Here is a 14,851-nt window from a genome sequence, read left to right on the forward strand (position 1 = left end):
GCGTGTTGGTCCGGCCCAAGCGCGACCTCACGCCCGGGCTTTAGGCTTCCTAGAAGAGGAAGTATCGCTGCGACATCGGCAATACATCCGCCGGCTCGCAGGTGATGAGCTGGCCATCGACGCGGACATTATAGTTCTGCGGATCGACCTCCAGCTTCGGCGTCAGATTGTTGTGCACCATGTCCTTCTTGCGCACCGTCCGCGTGCCCTTCACGGCTGCGAGCTGCTTGGAGAGCTTCAGCTTTTCGCCAATTCCGTCGTCGAGTGCGGCCTGCGAGACGAAGGTAACGCCCGTCGAGCCGAGAGCCCTTCCGAGCACGCCGTACATCGGACGATAGTGCACCGGCTGCGGCGTCGAGATCGAGGCGTTGGGATCACCCATCGGCGCGATCGCGATCATGCCGCCGATCAGCACCAGCTGCGGCTTGATCCCGAAGAAAGCCGGTTTCCAGAGCACGAGATCTGCGCGCTTGCCGACCTGGATCGAGCCGATCTGATCGGCAAACCCATGTGTCAGCGCCGGGTTGATCGTGTATTTGGCGATGTAGCGCTTGACGCGGAAATTGTCGTTGCGCCCGCTATCCTCGGGCAGCGGACCGCGCTGCACCTTCATCTTGTGCGCCGTCTGCCAGCACCGCAGCGTCGTTTCGCCGATACGGCCCATAGCCTGCGAATCCGACGACATCATCGAGAACACGCCGAGATCATGGAGAATGTCTTCGGCCGCGATCGTCTCGCGCCGGATGCGGGATTCCGCGAATGCGACGTCCTCGGGGATTTGCGGGCTCAGATGGTGGCAGACCATCAGCATGTCGAGATGCTCGTCCACCGTGTTGATCGTATAGGGTCTTGTCGGATTGGTGGACGATGGCAGCACATTGTCCTCGCCCGCTGCCGTGATGATATCCGGCGCATGGCCGCCACCGGCGCCCTCAGTGTGGAAGCTGTGGATCGTGCGTCCCTTCATGGCCGCGAAGGTGTCGCGTACGAAGCCGCTTTCGTTCAGCGTATCGCTGTGCAGTGCCACCTGAACGTCCATCTCGTCGGCAACCGTCAGGCAATTGTCGATCGCCGCCGGTGTCGTGCCCCAGTCCTCGTGAAGCTTCAACCCGACAACACCGGCACGCACCTGTTCGCGCAGCGGATCGGGCAGGCTGATATTGCCCTTTCCGAGCAGCCCGACATTGATCGGTAGCGCTTCCGCCGCCTCAAGCATGCGGTGGATCGCCCATGGGCCGGCTGTCACGGTGGTCGCGAGCGTGCCGACCGTCGGGCCGGCACCGCCGCCGACAAGCGTCGTCGTGCCGCTCGCCAGCGCCTCTTCCGCCTGCTGCGGCGCGATGAAGTGAATATGCGTGTCGATCCCGCCCGCGGTGAGTATCTTGCCCTCTCCCGCGATCACATCCGTCGCGCCGCCGACGACGATGTTAACGCCCGGCTGGATATCGGGATTACCCGACTTACCGATCCCGGAAATGCGTCCGTTCTTGATGCCGACATCGGCTTTGATGATGCCCCAGTGATCGATGATGATGACATTGGTGATGACGACGTCGGCGACTTCGGCATAGGGGCGTTGCCCCTGCCCCATGCCGTCGCGGATCACCTTGCCGCCGCCGAAGGTCACCTCTTCGCCGTAAACCGTGCGGTCTTCCTCGATCTCGATGACGAGCTCGGTATCGGCCAGCCGAAGCCTGTCGCCCTTGGTCGGGCCGTAGAGATCGGCATAGGTCTGCCTTGTGATCGTTGCCATCATAGCCTCCTACAGCTTGCCCATGATCTTGGCGTTGAACCCATAAACCTCACGCTTGCCGTCGAGCGCCACAAGCTCCACCGTTCGTTCCTGGCCCGGTTCGAAGCGGACCGCCGTGCCGGCCGGAATGTTGAGCCGAAATCCCCGCGTGGGCCCGCGATCGAATAGCAGAGCCTCGTTGGTCTCGTAAAAATGGTAGTGAGAACCGACCTGAATCGGTCGGTCGCCGGAATTGGCGACATCGACCTTCAGGGTCTGCCGGCCCGCATTGATGTCGATCGAGCCACTCTCGATGAAATATTCGCCAGGGATCATGATAGCCTCCTCAGGGAATCGGGTTGTGGACGGTCACGAGCTTCGTGCCGTCGGGAAAGGTTGCTTCCACCTGGATGTCGTGGATCATCTCTGGCACGCCCTCCATGACCTCCTCGCGGGTCAGCAGCGTCGCGCCGTAGGACATGAGGTCCGCCACCGTCCGCCCCTCGCGGGCGCCTTCCAGGAGGGCTGCCGAGATATAGGCTATGACTTCGGGGTAATTCAGTTTCAGACCCTTCGCCTTGCGCCGCTCCGCGACCAATCCGGCCGTAAAGATCAGGAGCTTGTCTCTTTCACGCGGTAGCAGTTCCATGAGCTTGCCTCCTTGTTTTGCTGTTCACGTTGCCCAGATGCGGGGAGCGACGGCCTTCTTCATCAGGCCGCGTTCGCGAAGAATGCTCCACGCTTGCAGAAAAAGTGCCTTGCCCTCGGACATGCGGCTTCCGAGATAGCGGCAGACGATCACGCGCTCTAGCTGGCTGGCCGAGAAGACGCCGCGCGCCTGCTCGCCGAGTTCGTCGCGGATATGCTGAACGGTGTTTTCCAGCGCCGGCCCCGCATAGACCATCGTCCCGACGATGGGCTTTCCGGCAAAGAAAACCGGCGCGTCCAGAACGTCAGGTGCGCGCGAAAACGCCATTCGTTCGAACCAGATCAGCTTGTCGCCGCGAAAAATCTCGACGCGCTGGGCAAGTCGTCCGGTTGCGAAGCCCTCGCCCGCGGCGGGGCGGCCTAGGCTGACGAAATCCCAACCGACGTAGGCTGCATCCTCGCCGAGCGTCACGCTTGTGCTGATCGAGGCATCCGCGCCTTCGAAAAGGATCGTCTCCTGCGGGAGGTTCTCGCAGACCGCACCGGCGCCGACATCGATCCGTATGCGCTGCGTACTCGTGCCGATTTCGCTGCGGTAGAACTTGGTCGCACCAGGCGTCGTCAGAACGCAGCGCGCCTCGGGCGCAAGGCCGCAGGTGATGTTGAGAACATCGCCGCCGGCCACGCCGCCTGGCGGATGCAGGATGTAGACATGCGCCGACCCATCGTCTTCCGGGTGAAAAGCGCGCTGCACAGCCAGCGGCCCGACATGCCGCCGGCGCATCAGACGCGTCTTCCCGTGGGAATTCGCGAACCACAAATCGAGCTCGGCATGCCAACCATTGACCATTAGCGAAAAACCTTTCTCAATCCGGCCTGACGGCCCTTGCTGTCCCTCTGTTATCTCGGCGTGTTACGTCCCGTTCGAAGTCGACCGCGATCGCTGAAAGCGCTTCACGCTTGATCGCCTGGCTTCTGCTTCTCGCTTCTGTCGTGTCGTTTCTCTTCCGAAAGATGGTGCGAACTGGCGGTCAACTTCATCGCGCCTGCGAGAAGCAGCGCCGACACCGGCAACACCAGTGCCTCCCATTGCGGAGGCGTTTGCGTTTCACCTACCTGGGCCGCAAAGTGCACGACGAGGTAGAGAATGATCATCTGGAAGAAGAGGTTCTTCAGTTCCGCGACGGTATCGATGATCATCCACTGCGGTAATCTCGATCGCTGTTCCGGCGGGATATCGAGGGCAAAGCCAAGCGCGATGCCGCAGCCGACCACCATCAACACGATGCCCAGGAGGATCTTGTCGGTCGCACGCAGGACCGATACGATGACCGACATATCCGGATTGAGCCGGGTCATCCGGAAGGTTTCCACGAGCATCAAGATCGCTTCCCAGAACATCAGGAAGGCACCGAAAAGCACACCCGCGGCAGCAAGTATCAGAATGGACCGAAGGCCGCGGAACAACGAAATCAATGCACTCATCCCCTTGGATCAATTCGGCTGCATCCGCGCGGCTCTCTTTGCCCAGTCAGCGCCTAGGAGCGAAACAGCCGGCTGTATTGCGTTTCATGCCATGCGCTTGCCATTGCCATTGCCGGCGCCGCATTGCCGATCTCATCGTCACCAGTCGTCTCCGCCGTGCGCGCCGCACGCTCGATGATCTCGGCCGCGGCGATAAGAAGGCGCTGGCCGGCGGTATGCCCCAGCGGCACCAGCCGAATGGCAGCCGATACCTGCCCTTCCACCGCACTCCACAGCAGCCCGCGCAGCGCATCTGCCGGCGCGATCTTCCAATATGTGGCCGCGAGGGCAAAGACCGCCGGGTAGGTCAGCTTCCTGCCGCTGAAAGTCTTGGCGGAGGAGACGCCGAGATCGCAGAGGACCGTCAGCATCGATGCGCCCATCTGCTTGTCCTCCAGCTCCACTTCCTTGCTTTCTCGCGCGGCAGACAGCCAAGCATCGGCTTTCAGGAACGCCGCGCGATCATCAGCTTCGAGCGCATGCATCATGCGCAGGAACAGCGCCGCATCACAGACGGCGTAGCTGTGTTCGATCAGCCTGAAGATCCAGTCTCGTGCAGTCGCCTCGTCGCGAACGGTCCGATCGTGGACCGCCCATTCGAGGCCACGGGAATAGGCGAACGCGCCGACCGGCTGGCTTGGACTGACCAGCCGCAGCAACTGAAGCGGCAAGCCGGCCGATATTGGTTGGCCCAATGTTGGTTGAAACGTCACATAAATCTCCCGAAACAATCGCCCGTGGCTGGGCCGAACACCGACCCTCGCGGTTCAAATGCCCATGCGCCTCAGCTCGCCAGCAGCAGCACGCCGCCAAGCGCGGTGGCTCCACCGGCTATCCGCAGGGCTGTCGTGCCGCGCGTCAGGCGACCGGCGGCGATGCCGATTCCCATCCCCACCGCGTGCAGGGATGCCGTCGCCAGCACAAAGCCCACGCCGAAGGAAAAGGCGTTCGCACCTGCCATCTCGGCGCCATGCGCATGCCCGTGAAAGAATGCGAAGCAGCCGACAATGGCCGCGACTAGCGTGGGCGATGCCGGCCGCGCAACCGCGACCAACAGTCCGATGACGACGGCCGAGGCAAGAATAACCGGCTCGACAAAAGGCAGGTGCATACCCGCAAGGGCGGCGACAAAGCCGACGATCATGACACTGACGAAAGCGACGGGGATGGCGAGCCGCGCGCGGCTCCCAAGCATCACCGCTGCCAGGCCGACTGCGACCATGGCGAGAACATGATCCGGCCCCGTGAGAGGATGCAGGAACCCGGAGACGAAGGACCCATGGTCACCGGGGCCAACATGCGCGAATGCCGGCGTACTTGCCATCAGCAAAGGCGCGACGATCAAGAGATGCATCTTCTTCATGGCACGAATCTCCCTAAGGTTGGTCGAATAGGAACGATTGACATCCAGTCTTTCAGGCACTCCATCGAACTCATGCTGGCACTACGATCTGGCCACTTCAGAACGAGCCGAACATCGACCCAAGCACGAAGACCGCGACAAGCGAGATAATGACGCCGACGATCACGGTCATCACCATGTCGAGATAGCTTCCTGAGTGCGTCTGCTTGCTGATCTGCAACAGCAGAAGCACCGTGCCGTTGTGCGGCAAAGCATCGAGCGTACCGGCGCTGATCGTCGTCAGGCGATGCATCAGCGCGGGATCGATACCGTGTTCGGCTGCAAGCTTCATGTATTCGGCGCCCAGCGCATTGAGCGCGATGGCCATGCCGCCGGAAGCGGTGCCCGTCAGCGCCGCCAGCGCGTTCATCGCCACGACCAGCGATACGAGCGGGCCGCCCGGCATCTGCAGGACGGCATCGCGGACGACGTTGAAAGCCGGCATGGCCGCGACCACCGCGCCGAAGCCGACGAGGCTCGCAACAGTCATGATCGGCAGCACTGCCGAATTGGCGCCTGCGTCGAGGCTTTCGCGCAATGCACCCAGCCGTCCATAATTCAGTCCGATCACCGTGACGATCGCCGCAGCCAGCGCAATCAGCACGGCCCAGACACCAACCGTCGAGGTGATATTGATGCCGAGTGCTGCTTCGGCGCTGGAGAAATCGATCTGGGGCAATACCACCAGCGCCATCAGGAAATTGACACCGATGACGACGATCAGCGGCAAAACGGCGAAGAGGAAGGACGGTCCCTGTTCGCTCTTCTTGCCATGGGTGAGTTCGCTCGGGTCGAAGTCGCCCGAGGTCGTTGCCTGTTCGCGCACCTTTTCGCTTATGACGACAGGCGTTTCGTCCTCCGTATACCCCTCATTGGCGGCCCGTGCCCTGGCCTCGATATGGGCCAGCCACCACATCCCGAAGGCGAAGGTGATGATCGAGGCGATGATGCCGAGGCCGGGCGCCGCGAAGGTCGTCGTGCCGAAGTAGGGCATCGGGATGGCGTTGTTCGTCGAGGGCGTGCCGGGCATCGCCGACATGGTGAAGGTGAACGCGCCGAGGCCGATCGCCGCCGGCATCAGTCTGGCCGGAATATTGGCCGCGCGGAACATTTCGCGCGCCATGGGTACGAGTACGAAGAAGGCGACGAACACGCTGACGCCGCCATAGGTGACGACCGCGGATGCCAGCACCACCGATAGCATGGTTCGCTTCACGCCCAGCCGCTCGGTCAGGAAACGCGCGATCGAGGTAATGGAGCCGCTGTCATCCATCATCTTGCCGAAGATGCCGCCGAGCAGGAACATCGGGAACCACTGCGTGACAAACCGCGCCGTGCCTCCCATGAACGTTGAGGTCCAGTGCGGCAACAGCGGCTGGCCTGAAGCCGCGGCAACGATGAGGGCAGCCGCAGGCGCCAGAAGCAAAACGCTCCAGCCGCGATAGGCGAACCACATCAGCAAACCAAGTCCCAGCAGAATTCCGAACAGCCCCATGGATCCGCCTCTCAAAGCAGCCAAGCCGGCGGAGATGTCTTGCGATCCATAGCTTTCGCCCTTCAAGGTGCAGCTACGATACGCGTCACAACTCACGGCCTTCTCCGGTTTTCATGAACCACACATGCGTATGTGTCGACCGGTCGGGCGCGCAAAGCCCAGGGGCGGCGCAAGAAATGGACGCCGTGCTCACTCCTGGGATTTCTTACTCAGCATAGCCAGAGATTGCTCCTGTTCGAGGAGAACGACATCCAGACTACGCGCCGCAAGGTTGCGTCGGGATGAGTTGGGATCGGTGGCCACGCGTCCAATCGCTCGGGCCACAGCCCGACGCTAAACTAAGCGCTTCTATGAACGAACAAAACCGACATCGAGATCGAGCACTCATTGGCTCCAAATGTGCCCGCGACACACCCAAGTCGGAACGGCATATGCCTGCGCCCTCCTGGCGAACGTTCCATTACTGCGGATACGACGAAAGCAGTTGACGGGCTGCCGTAGGGCCAAATCGACACGACGTGCACCACGGCGGTCTCGATCGGCCGAAAGATACCAACCAGTTTGCTATTTGGCGAAGTGCGTTAGATCATCGCAATCCGCACTCCGGCACCACCGACCGTACCCTACTCATGGTCATTGCAGAAGTCCTGCCCTTTTAATCGCGGGAAGGAGACACGCTCTGCCCGGTCGGCTTGTCGATGCCGACGAGATCGATTATCGGGCTACCGTTCTCCCCGAGAGCCGAATTGCGTGAACTTTTCTTGACCTAGATACAGCTGGTGCATTTGGTCGCAGAACTCTGGTGTAGGTGTGTTCACGGAGCTGATCTTCGATGGTTGTCAAGCGACGGCGAGCTTCTGCGATCCGTCAATTCTTACCGTGGGGAAGTGCAAATTAGAATCTCGCCAAGGCGTGAGCATTGGCGACTCATCCCGCCGCTTTGAAGAAGCGGATCCAAGGGCGCAATTATACGTCGCTCACGCTACGTGCCCGGCGGACGTTCGGTTGGAACCGTCGCACTCTTTTGTCGACGGCTTGGTGAATCCGCGTGAAACTGGTCTCTGAACGAGATGTCAGCACCGGCAGGCAAGGCAGCACGAGCAATTCTGGTTCCAATGCAGGAGCCGATTGCCGCGATCCGTGGATTCATCGATTCTTTTGATGCGAATGAAGCCTTCGTATTCATGGAGCGCAACGTGGAGATGGGCGTCGATAGGCAACTCACAAAGGAACTCGCCGATCGAAATCGGGACCAGCAAGAACGTTGCACTCGGTCGCGACCTCTTCGAACGTCTCCTTAGTGCAATGGAATGACTATCAACAAACAACGCCGCCCTAAGCAATTCTAGCAAGGTCGGCCCAGGTGATCCCGTAAGCCAGTGGCATACCACCAAGGTGTCGCTCTATCTCGTCGACGGCCATCTCACCCAGTCGCACCCGCTCTAGACCAATGGCGCCGGCAACGTGAGGTGTGAGGAACACGTTCGGCAGGTCGTAGAACAGGGACGCAGCCCTTGGTATCTCAGGGTCGGTCACGTCTATGATTGCATCGATTCGGCCGGTCGAAAGCGTCGCCAGAAGTGCTGTTTCGTCGATGAGAACACCACGTGCAGTATTGATGAGCGTGGCACCATTCTTCATAAGCGCTAGAATTTCAGCATCGATCATGTGCCGCGTCGACGGCAGGGAAGGCGCATGCAGCGAGACGATGTCGGCGGTGCGCATCAGGGTTTCAAGGTCAGCTTTCTCAGCACCGATTGCCGCGCACTCCGATGCGCACAATGTGGGGTCGAAARGGATAATTTTGAAACTGAAGGGCTTCAGCAGCTCGATCACGCGCCGGCCGATGCGCGACGCGCCGATTATGCCAACCGTGCGGCCGTAGTTTCCAATCGCAAGCCTCTGCATCGCATTGGTACGATCGCGGTTGCGGTCCGCGACGTAAGTGTCGCGGAAGCGGAAGACCTGCTTGCCGGCGAAAAGGATAGCGGCAAGCGTGTACTCGGCTACCGGGATCGAATTGGCCTCAGCCGCATGGCTAACGGAAATGCCTGCGCGAAACACTTCCTCGTCGATCAGCCCCTTAACTGTTCCTGCGGCATGGACGATAATCTTCAGCCCTCCGGCCAGTGAAAGCGCATCGCGGCCGACATACGGGGCGCCCCATCCGGTTATGAGGATTTCCGTGTCGGGCAATATTCGCCTGGCTCTCTCGTCAGCGAAGGTCTGAAGCGGTTCCCGGTCGAGCAATCGGCCCAAACTTTCCAGCCGGTCAAGAAGGCGATCGGGGAGGACATGCTCCGTTCGACGCGGGTGCATGGCAAGGGCAATACCCGGTCGGTTCATGACATTTGCCCCGGCGCTTCGATGGCGCTGACAGTGACGCTATCCTCGGCAATCCGGGCTTTAAGCGCCGAAATGTCCGGTGCCAACGGGGGGCTAATCCATGCGCTGGAAACCGCGGCCGGGTCATCGAGCGCTAGCACGGCCGTGACAAAAATAGTCTCACCGGCCGGGATTTCGCCGCGCAATTGAGGGATAAGTGTCTTGGCGACGATCACGTTGGTGTTAGGGAGAGCCTTCTGCGCCAGCCCGGTTCGCTTCACCGTCGAGCCCAGGTCAAGAATGCCGGAGAAGTCAGCTTCCCCGATAACGTGAGCACTCCCCGGCGCTGCCCCAAGCACATCGAGATCGAAGTCGCGCTTGGCAATCGCAAAGCCACCTTCGGCCGTCTGCAGCTGGCGCGGCGAATTGATCCGGTGGACGCGAATGTGCCAGGGCGCTGCTGGAACCAGCCAAGTTTCGACGGAAACATCCTTGAATGGCGACCATCTTGAATAGAGCACGTCGCCTGCGACTTTCGCTTTAACATTGGTCTCACGCACGCGGTAGTGCAGTCCATCGTCGCTGAAGGCAAGCGCGGAATCGAACGCACCGCCGGCGAAGCTCCGTTCATCGGCTTCGACGCTGAAGCCATAGCGCGCCGAATAGGCGAACTTCGCATATTTCTCCGTGCCGAAGCGCATCTGGAGATTTTCTTGTCCCGATGACAGGGCCACCACATCGCCACCTGCCCGCATCAGGACCATGCCGGGATGGCGCTGCTGCGAGACGCTTTGGCTCGGAGCCGGAGCCTTCTCTTCCGCAGTCCAGAACGGGTGGTCATCCGCGATCGCCAATGGCAGAAAGGCCTTGAACGCCCAATAGGGCGATCCCGCCGAGTTGTAGCTTTCCGACATCAACAGGTTCGGATAGCCGAAGCCGATCGACAGGATGCCGTCGCGATTGGTCATCGGCTTGTCCTTCCACCAGCGCAGGTGCTGCAGGCAGAGATGCTTGATCTCGCCCCAGGGAAGCGCCTCCAGATCGGCAAAGGCGAGTGCCGACCAGAAGCCGGCGCAGGCGAAGCGATAGGTCAAACTGCGGCCGAAGGGGATAGTCGCGCCATCGGGCGCAAACCAGTTGCGGAAATCCCTGGCAAACAGAACAGCGCGCTCGCGGTAGCGCTTGGCGTAGTCGTCATTGGCGAGCTTGGAATAGATCAGCCCATAGAAATGCATGGCGAAGGGGATGTAGTGGTCGATGCGGCGCACATTGCCATCGCGATACCAGCCGTCACCGATATAGAAGCCCTCAAGCTCCTCGAGGTACTGCCTTGTCAGGCTGCGGTCGAACTCGGCGCCGACGCGATCAAGGGCGATGTCGACGAAGATGCGGAAGAACTTCCAGTTGTTATCCGCATAATCGAACTGCCGCGCATGCTTGAGATAGGCGATGACATTAGCTCGCGCCGGCTCGCTCAGGGGCTCCCAGATCTTGTCGGGGACAAGCGCCAGCGCGAAACCGAGCGCCGCGAGCTCGACCATTCGCTGATCGCGACCGTTGACCGCGCCCCAATATTCCGGGTGCTCGGGATCCGTGCCGTTCGCAAGCCCCTCCGCAAAACGCTGCCAGTGGGCAAAGTCGCCTTTTCCCGCTCCAAACGGCGCCAAACCCCAGAGAGGACGGGCAAACCCTTCCAGGTCCGCGGCGGCGCGGTCAAAATGGGCGCCGGCACCATCGAGCCGAACGCGTGCATTACCCTTTGAGAAATAGGGGAGCAACGGATCGAAGAGAGCAAGGAGCGCGCGGCTCATGTCCTCGCGCGTCTCCAGCGGGTTGCCTGCTAACGGATTGGCGCTGGCCGGATCATAGGTCATCTGTATCACTCATCGGTTTTCGGCATTGGTGCGGTGCCCCCCACAACGGGAACGACCGCATGGCATACGTGGCGGGCCGGCGCCGACCGATCATGGAACCTGTCGATCATCAGGCCAATGGCCTCCCGACCAAGCGCGCCCCGATCAACGCGCATGGTGGAGAGCGGAGGACTCGTCATCAAGGCGCAGGGCAGATCGTCGAAGCCGACGATCGCGAAATCTTCCGGCACACGAAGACCCGCCTCGGTGACGGCTTCAAGAACACCGACCGCGATGAAGTCGTTCATGCAGAAGGCGGCAGTGAAACCCGCGTTCTCCTCCAGGATGGCGGCCATCAACTCGTGGGCTTCCCGGCTGGCACTGCCTTGGAAACTCATCGGAACCACCCGGCAAGAGGCGCCATCAACCGATGCGACCGCCGCATCAAAGCCCCTGACGCGTTCGCGGATGGTGTGGCGGTGAGAACCGGTGAAATGCAGGATATTGCGATGTCCCGCCGCAAGCAACCGTTCGCCGGCTTGTAGGGCGCCGAAGAAGTTGGCTGGAGAGACGCCGTCGAGGCGAAGATTCGGATCAGTACCGTTGACGAGAACGACCGGAATCTTCTCCGCCTCGATCCACTGTCGAAGCGCAGGGTTGGGGTCGATACCGACTAGGAAAAGGCCTTCCGCGTTAGTGGCCTCCATCTGGTCGCGAATGACATCCGGCATGGCGCGATCCTCACGGACTAGCCTGACTTCGAAGGACATTCCCGCGTTCGCCGCCCCCCCCCGCAAGCCTTCCACGATCGTTTCGTAAAAGACGCTCAGCCCCCCAGTTGCTCCATCGCTGGCAATCAAAGCAAGACCGCCCGCCATTGGCTCCGAGGAGCCTTTGGTTTGGTAGCCGTGTTCGGCGGCAACGCGCAGAATGTGCTGCCGAACACTTTCGCTGATACCGGGCTCATTCGCCAGCACACGCGACACGGTCGATACGGAGACGCCTGCGGCGGCGGCAATATCGGCCTGACGTGGCCGCTTTGTTTTAATCTCGTTCATAGACGCAGACTTATGCAATTTACGCAAATTTGCAACAGAAAGATATTTTATTGCAAACAGAACGTTTTTGCGTAATCTTCCCGCCACATGCCCGAAAGGCGTTGGAGGACGCCGGGCAGACAACCGGAGGAACCAGCATGCAGATCAATCGACGTTCATTTCTGATGGGCTCCGCCGGCGTGGCGAGCGGCCTTGCACTCGGCGCCGGCATGCCGGCCTTCGCGGCGGACACACAGCTGCGCGCCATGTGGTGGGGCTCGAACGATCGGGCGAAGCGCACGCTCGATGTCGCCCGGCTTTATCAAGGCAAGACGCCAGGCGTGTCGATTATCGGCGAATCCCTTAGCGGGGACGGATACTGGACCAAGCTTGCGACACAGATGGCCGGCCGCTCGATCGCGGATGTGTTTCAGCTCGAGCCTGGAACAATCTCGGATTATTCCAAGCGCGGCGCCTGCCTGCCGCTAGACGAATTCATACCCTCTACGTTGAAGGTCGATGCTTTCGGCAAGGACATACTGAAACTAACGACCGTCGACGGAAAGCTTTACGGCGTAGGTCTTGGCCTCAATTCCTTCGCGCTCTTCTTCGATCAGACGGCATTCGAAACGGCAGGCATCCCGTTGCCCACGCCTGATCTCACCTGGGATGAATATGCCAAGCTGGCGGTCGAGCTCACAAAGGCGATCGGCAAGACCAATTACGCGGGCGGCCCCTACGGCGCGCGCTACACCTACGTGTTCGACGCCTGGCTGCGGCAGCGCGGAAAGAGCCTCTACAAGGACGCGGCGCTTGGCTTTAACGTCGAGGACGCCACGGAGTGGTACAGCTTCTGGGAGGACCTGCGGAAGAAGGGCGGAACCGTTGCCGCCGATGTGCAGACGCTGGACCAGAACACGATCGACACCAATTGCCTGGCGCTCGGCAAGTCGGCAATGGGCATGGCCTATTCCAACCAGCTCGTGGGCTACCAGCTCCTCTCGAAGAACAAGCTCGCCATCACCATGCTGCCTCGCGAGAAGAAAGGCGGGCCATCAGGCCACTACTATCGCCCCGCTCTCATCTGGAGCGTCGGCGCGACGACGAAGAACGGCGAAGCCGCCGCGCAGTTCATCAGCTTCTTCGTCAACGACCCGGAGGCCGGCAAGATCCTGGGTGTTGAACGCGGTGTCCCGCTGTCGCCGGCGGTCCGCGAGGCGATTTTGCCAAACCTGAACCCGACGGAGCAGGACACCGTGAAATACGTGGACCTGCTCAAGGATCAGGTCGGCGACTACCCGGCACCCGCGCCTTTGGGATCGACCGAGTTCGACCAGCGCGTCCTGCGCCCGATCGCCGACGAGCTGGCGTTTGAGCGCACGACGCCCGCCGAAGCGGCGGCGCGGCTAGTCGAAGAAGGGAAAGCCACGATCCGCAGCTGAGATCGTTGCACAGTGTTGAACCGCCGGCGCGCCGCAGCCCGGCGGTTCAGCACATCAGAGATAGGGAAAGATCATGCGCAAGGCGATCATCGTTTGGGGCGGCTGGAAGGGTCACGAGCCGGAGCAATGCGCTCGCATCGTCGCCGGCCTTCTTGCCGAAGACGGCTTCCAGACCGAAGTCACCAACGATCTCGGCATCTTCCGTTCGCCGCAGCTTGCTCAAGCCGATCTTCTCGTGCCCGTGATCACGGGCGAAAGCCTCGAAAGGGCCCATGCCGACGCCCTCGTGGAAGCCGTACGCGGAGGACTTGGGCTCGGTGGACACCACGGCTCGCTCGCGACCTCATTCAAGGAAAGCGCGCCGTTCCGCTATGTCTCCGGCGTCACCTGGGTCGCCCATCCCGGCAATATCATCGATTTTCGCGTCGCGGTAACCCGCCCGGAAGACCCTTTGATGCGAGACATTCCGGATTTCGAGTATCGATCCGAACAATATTACCTGCACTACGACCCCTCGATCGAAATCCTCGCGACCACCACCTTCACCGGCGAACATGATCCGGCAGCCGCCAATGTGAGTATGCCGGTTGTGTTCAAACGTAGATTTGGCGCCGGCCGTGTGTTCTATTCTGCCCTTGGTCACGTCGCCGCAGAGTTCGATAATGCACATATGCGACTGATATTGCGGCGGGGATTGGTCTGGGCAGCACGCAGCTAGCGGATACACTAAATTCGAGCAAAATCAGCGTGTTGTGGCGAGAGCCAAGCTAGTTCGATGCTCTCGAATGAGCATATGATTGTCGGCGGAACGAGGAATAACGACTGAAGGCTCCATCAACCAAACATGCGGCTCAAGACGACGAGCTGATAGGGATGCTCAGTTCGAACTTGCCCTACAGCGGGCCTTAAATCTGTTCTAAGACTTGTCTCGAAAAGAAGTTTTGGTTGCGGGGGCAGGATTTGAACCTGCGGCCTTCAGGTTATGAGCCTGACGAGCTACCGGGCTGCTCCACCCCGCGCCAGCGTAAATCCCTTCGGGATTTATCGCGTCCGAGTAAACCCTTTGGGTTTACTCTTACTGCCGGAGCAAATTGCCCGAAGGCGGTTTGCTCCTGCAAGGGACGCACCTTGTTTCAGGTGCCTCACCAATTCATTTTGCTCTGCATTTCGGCCTTTGGAAAGCAGAAAGGACCGCTTTGGGCGGCCCTTTTGTTTCGGCCTCGGCCGTTTTCGATCAGAGAAGATTTATGTTGCGTTTAGCAGACCTGGCAGCGACCGACTCTCCCGCGTCTTAAGACGAAGTACCATAGGCGCAGGGGCGTTTCACGRCCGTGTTCGGAATGGGAACGGGTGCAGCCGCCCCGCCATAACCACCAGGTCAGCGAAGCGCAAC

13 protein-coding genes, 1 tRNA gene and 1 rRNA gene are annotated in these 14,851 nt (G+C 60.7%); 2 read left to right on the forward strand and 13 right to left on the reverse strand.

Going from position 1 to position 14,851, the window contains the following annotated elements:
• Positions 1–49 precede the first annotated feature (49 nt).
• The 11 genes from ureC to AC1DOG_RS20285 all read right to left on the reverse strand — a co-directional run bounded on the left by ureC (position 50) and on the right by AC1DOG_RS20285 (position 12,037).
• On the reverse strand, positions 50–1,753 hold the full coding sequence (ureC, locus tag AC1DOG_RS20235; RefSeq protein WP_113008602.1) for an urease subunit alpha: 1,704 nt from the start codon (positions 1,751–1,753) through the stop codon (positions 50–52).
• 9 nt (positions 1,754–1,762) lie between these two features.
• Positions 1,763–2,068 carry an urease subunit beta gene (locus tag AC1DOG_RS20240; RefSeq protein WP_112820449.1) on the reverse strand — a complete coding sequence of 102 codons (306 nt, stop codon included), beginning with the start codon at positions 2,066–2,068 and terminating at the stop codon, positions 1,763–1,765.
• Between the two features lie 10 nt (positions 2,069–2,078).
• Complete coding sequence (gene ureA / locus AC1DOG_RS20245) at positions 2,079–2,381, reverse strand: urease subunit gamma (protein ID WP_037179616.1); 303 nt, start codon at positions 2,379–2,381, stop codon at positions 2,079–2,081.
• A 24-nt stretch (positions 2,382–2,405) separates the two neighbouring features.
• Positions 2,406–3,164, reverse strand: a complete 759-nt coding sequence (locus AC1DOG_RS20250; protein ID WP_289729515.1) for an urease accessory protein UreD — start codon at positions 3,162–3,164, stop codon at positions 2,406–2,408.
• A 170-nt stretch (positions 3,165–3,334) separates the two neighbouring features.
• Positions 3,335–3,865 (reverse strand): YqhA family protein, encoded by a 531-nt coding sequence (locus tag AC1DOG_RS20255; RefSeq protein ID WP_289729514.1) that lies wholly within the window; start codon positions 3,863–3,865, stop codon positions 3,335–3,337.
• 53 nt (positions 3,866–3,918) lie between these two features.
• The gene (locus tag AC1DOG_RS20260; RefSeq protein WP_477930564.1) at positions 3,919–4,617 is read right to left on the reverse strand and encodes an urease accessory protein UreF; all 699 of its coding nucleotides are present in this window, start codon (positions 4,615–4,617) and stop codon (positions 3,919–3,921) included.
• 71 nt (positions 4,618–4,688) lie between these two features.
• Positions 4,689–5,267: a HupE/UreJ family protein gene (locus tag AC1DOG_RS20265; RefSeq protein WP_477930566.1), complete on the reverse strand. Its 579-nt coding sequence runs from the start codon at positions 5,265–5,267 to the stop codon at positions 4,689–4,691.
• Between the two features lie 97 nt (positions 5,268–5,364).
• Entirely contained in the window at positions 5,365–6,801 is a 1,437-nt protein-coding gene (locus tag AC1DOG_RS20270) for a GntP family permease (protein ID WP_289729627.1), read from the reverse strand.
• Positions 6,802–8,136: 1,335 nt separating this feature from the next.
• Positions 8,137–9,147, reverse strand: coding sequence for a hydroxyacid dehydrogenase (locus tag AC1DOG_RS20275; protein WP_477930568.1), 1,011 nt, complete (start codon positions 9,145–9,147; stop codon positions 8,137–8,139).
• Positions 9,144–11,000 (reverse strand): DUF2264 domain-containing protein, encoded by a 1,857-nt coding sequence (locus tag AC1DOG_RS20280; RefSeq protein ID WP_477930570.1) that lies wholly within the window; start codon positions 10,998–11,000, stop codon positions 9,144–9,146. Before AC1DOG_RS20280 ends, AC1DOG_RS20275 begins: the two co-directional genes overlap by 4 nt.
• Before the next feature lie 5 nt (positions 11,001–11,005).
• Positions 11,006–12,037 (reverse strand): LacI family DNA-binding transcriptional regulator, encoded by a 1,032-nt coding sequence (locus AC1DOG_RS20285; RefSeq protein WP_112820465.1) that lies wholly within the window; start codon positions 12,035–12,037, stop codon positions 11,006–11,008.
• A gap of 137 nt (positions 12,038–12,174) precedes the next feature.
• On the opposite strand from AC1DOG_RS20285, the gene AC1DOG_RS20290 reads away from it, so the two are divergent.
• Complete coding sequence (locus AC1DOG_RS20290; protein WP_477930573.1) at positions 12,175–13,458, forward strand: ABC transporter substrate-binding protein; 1,284 nt, start codon at positions 12,175–12,177, stop codon at positions 13,456–13,458.
• A 73-nt stretch (positions 13,459–13,531) separates the two neighbouring features.
• Complete coding sequence (locus AC1DOG_RS20295) at positions 13,532–14,176, forward strand: ThuA domain-containing protein (RefSeq protein ID WP_112941114.1); 645 nt, start codon at positions 13,532–13,534, stop codon at positions 14,174–14,176.
• A gap of 224 nt (positions 14,177–14,400) precedes the next feature.
• Here AC1DOG_RS20295 and AC1DOG_RS20300 read toward each other — a convergent pair.
• A tRNA-Met gene (locus tag AC1DOG_RS20300) sits at positions 14,401–14,477 on the reverse strand.
• 244 nt (positions 14,478–14,721) lie between these two features.
• Positions 14,722–14,836 (reverse strand): 5S ribosomal RNA (gene rrf, locus AC1DOG_RS20305).
• Positions 14,837–14,851 lie beyond the last annotated feature (15 nt).

This window comes from Rhizobium sp. 01N48 (assembly GCF_056399145.1).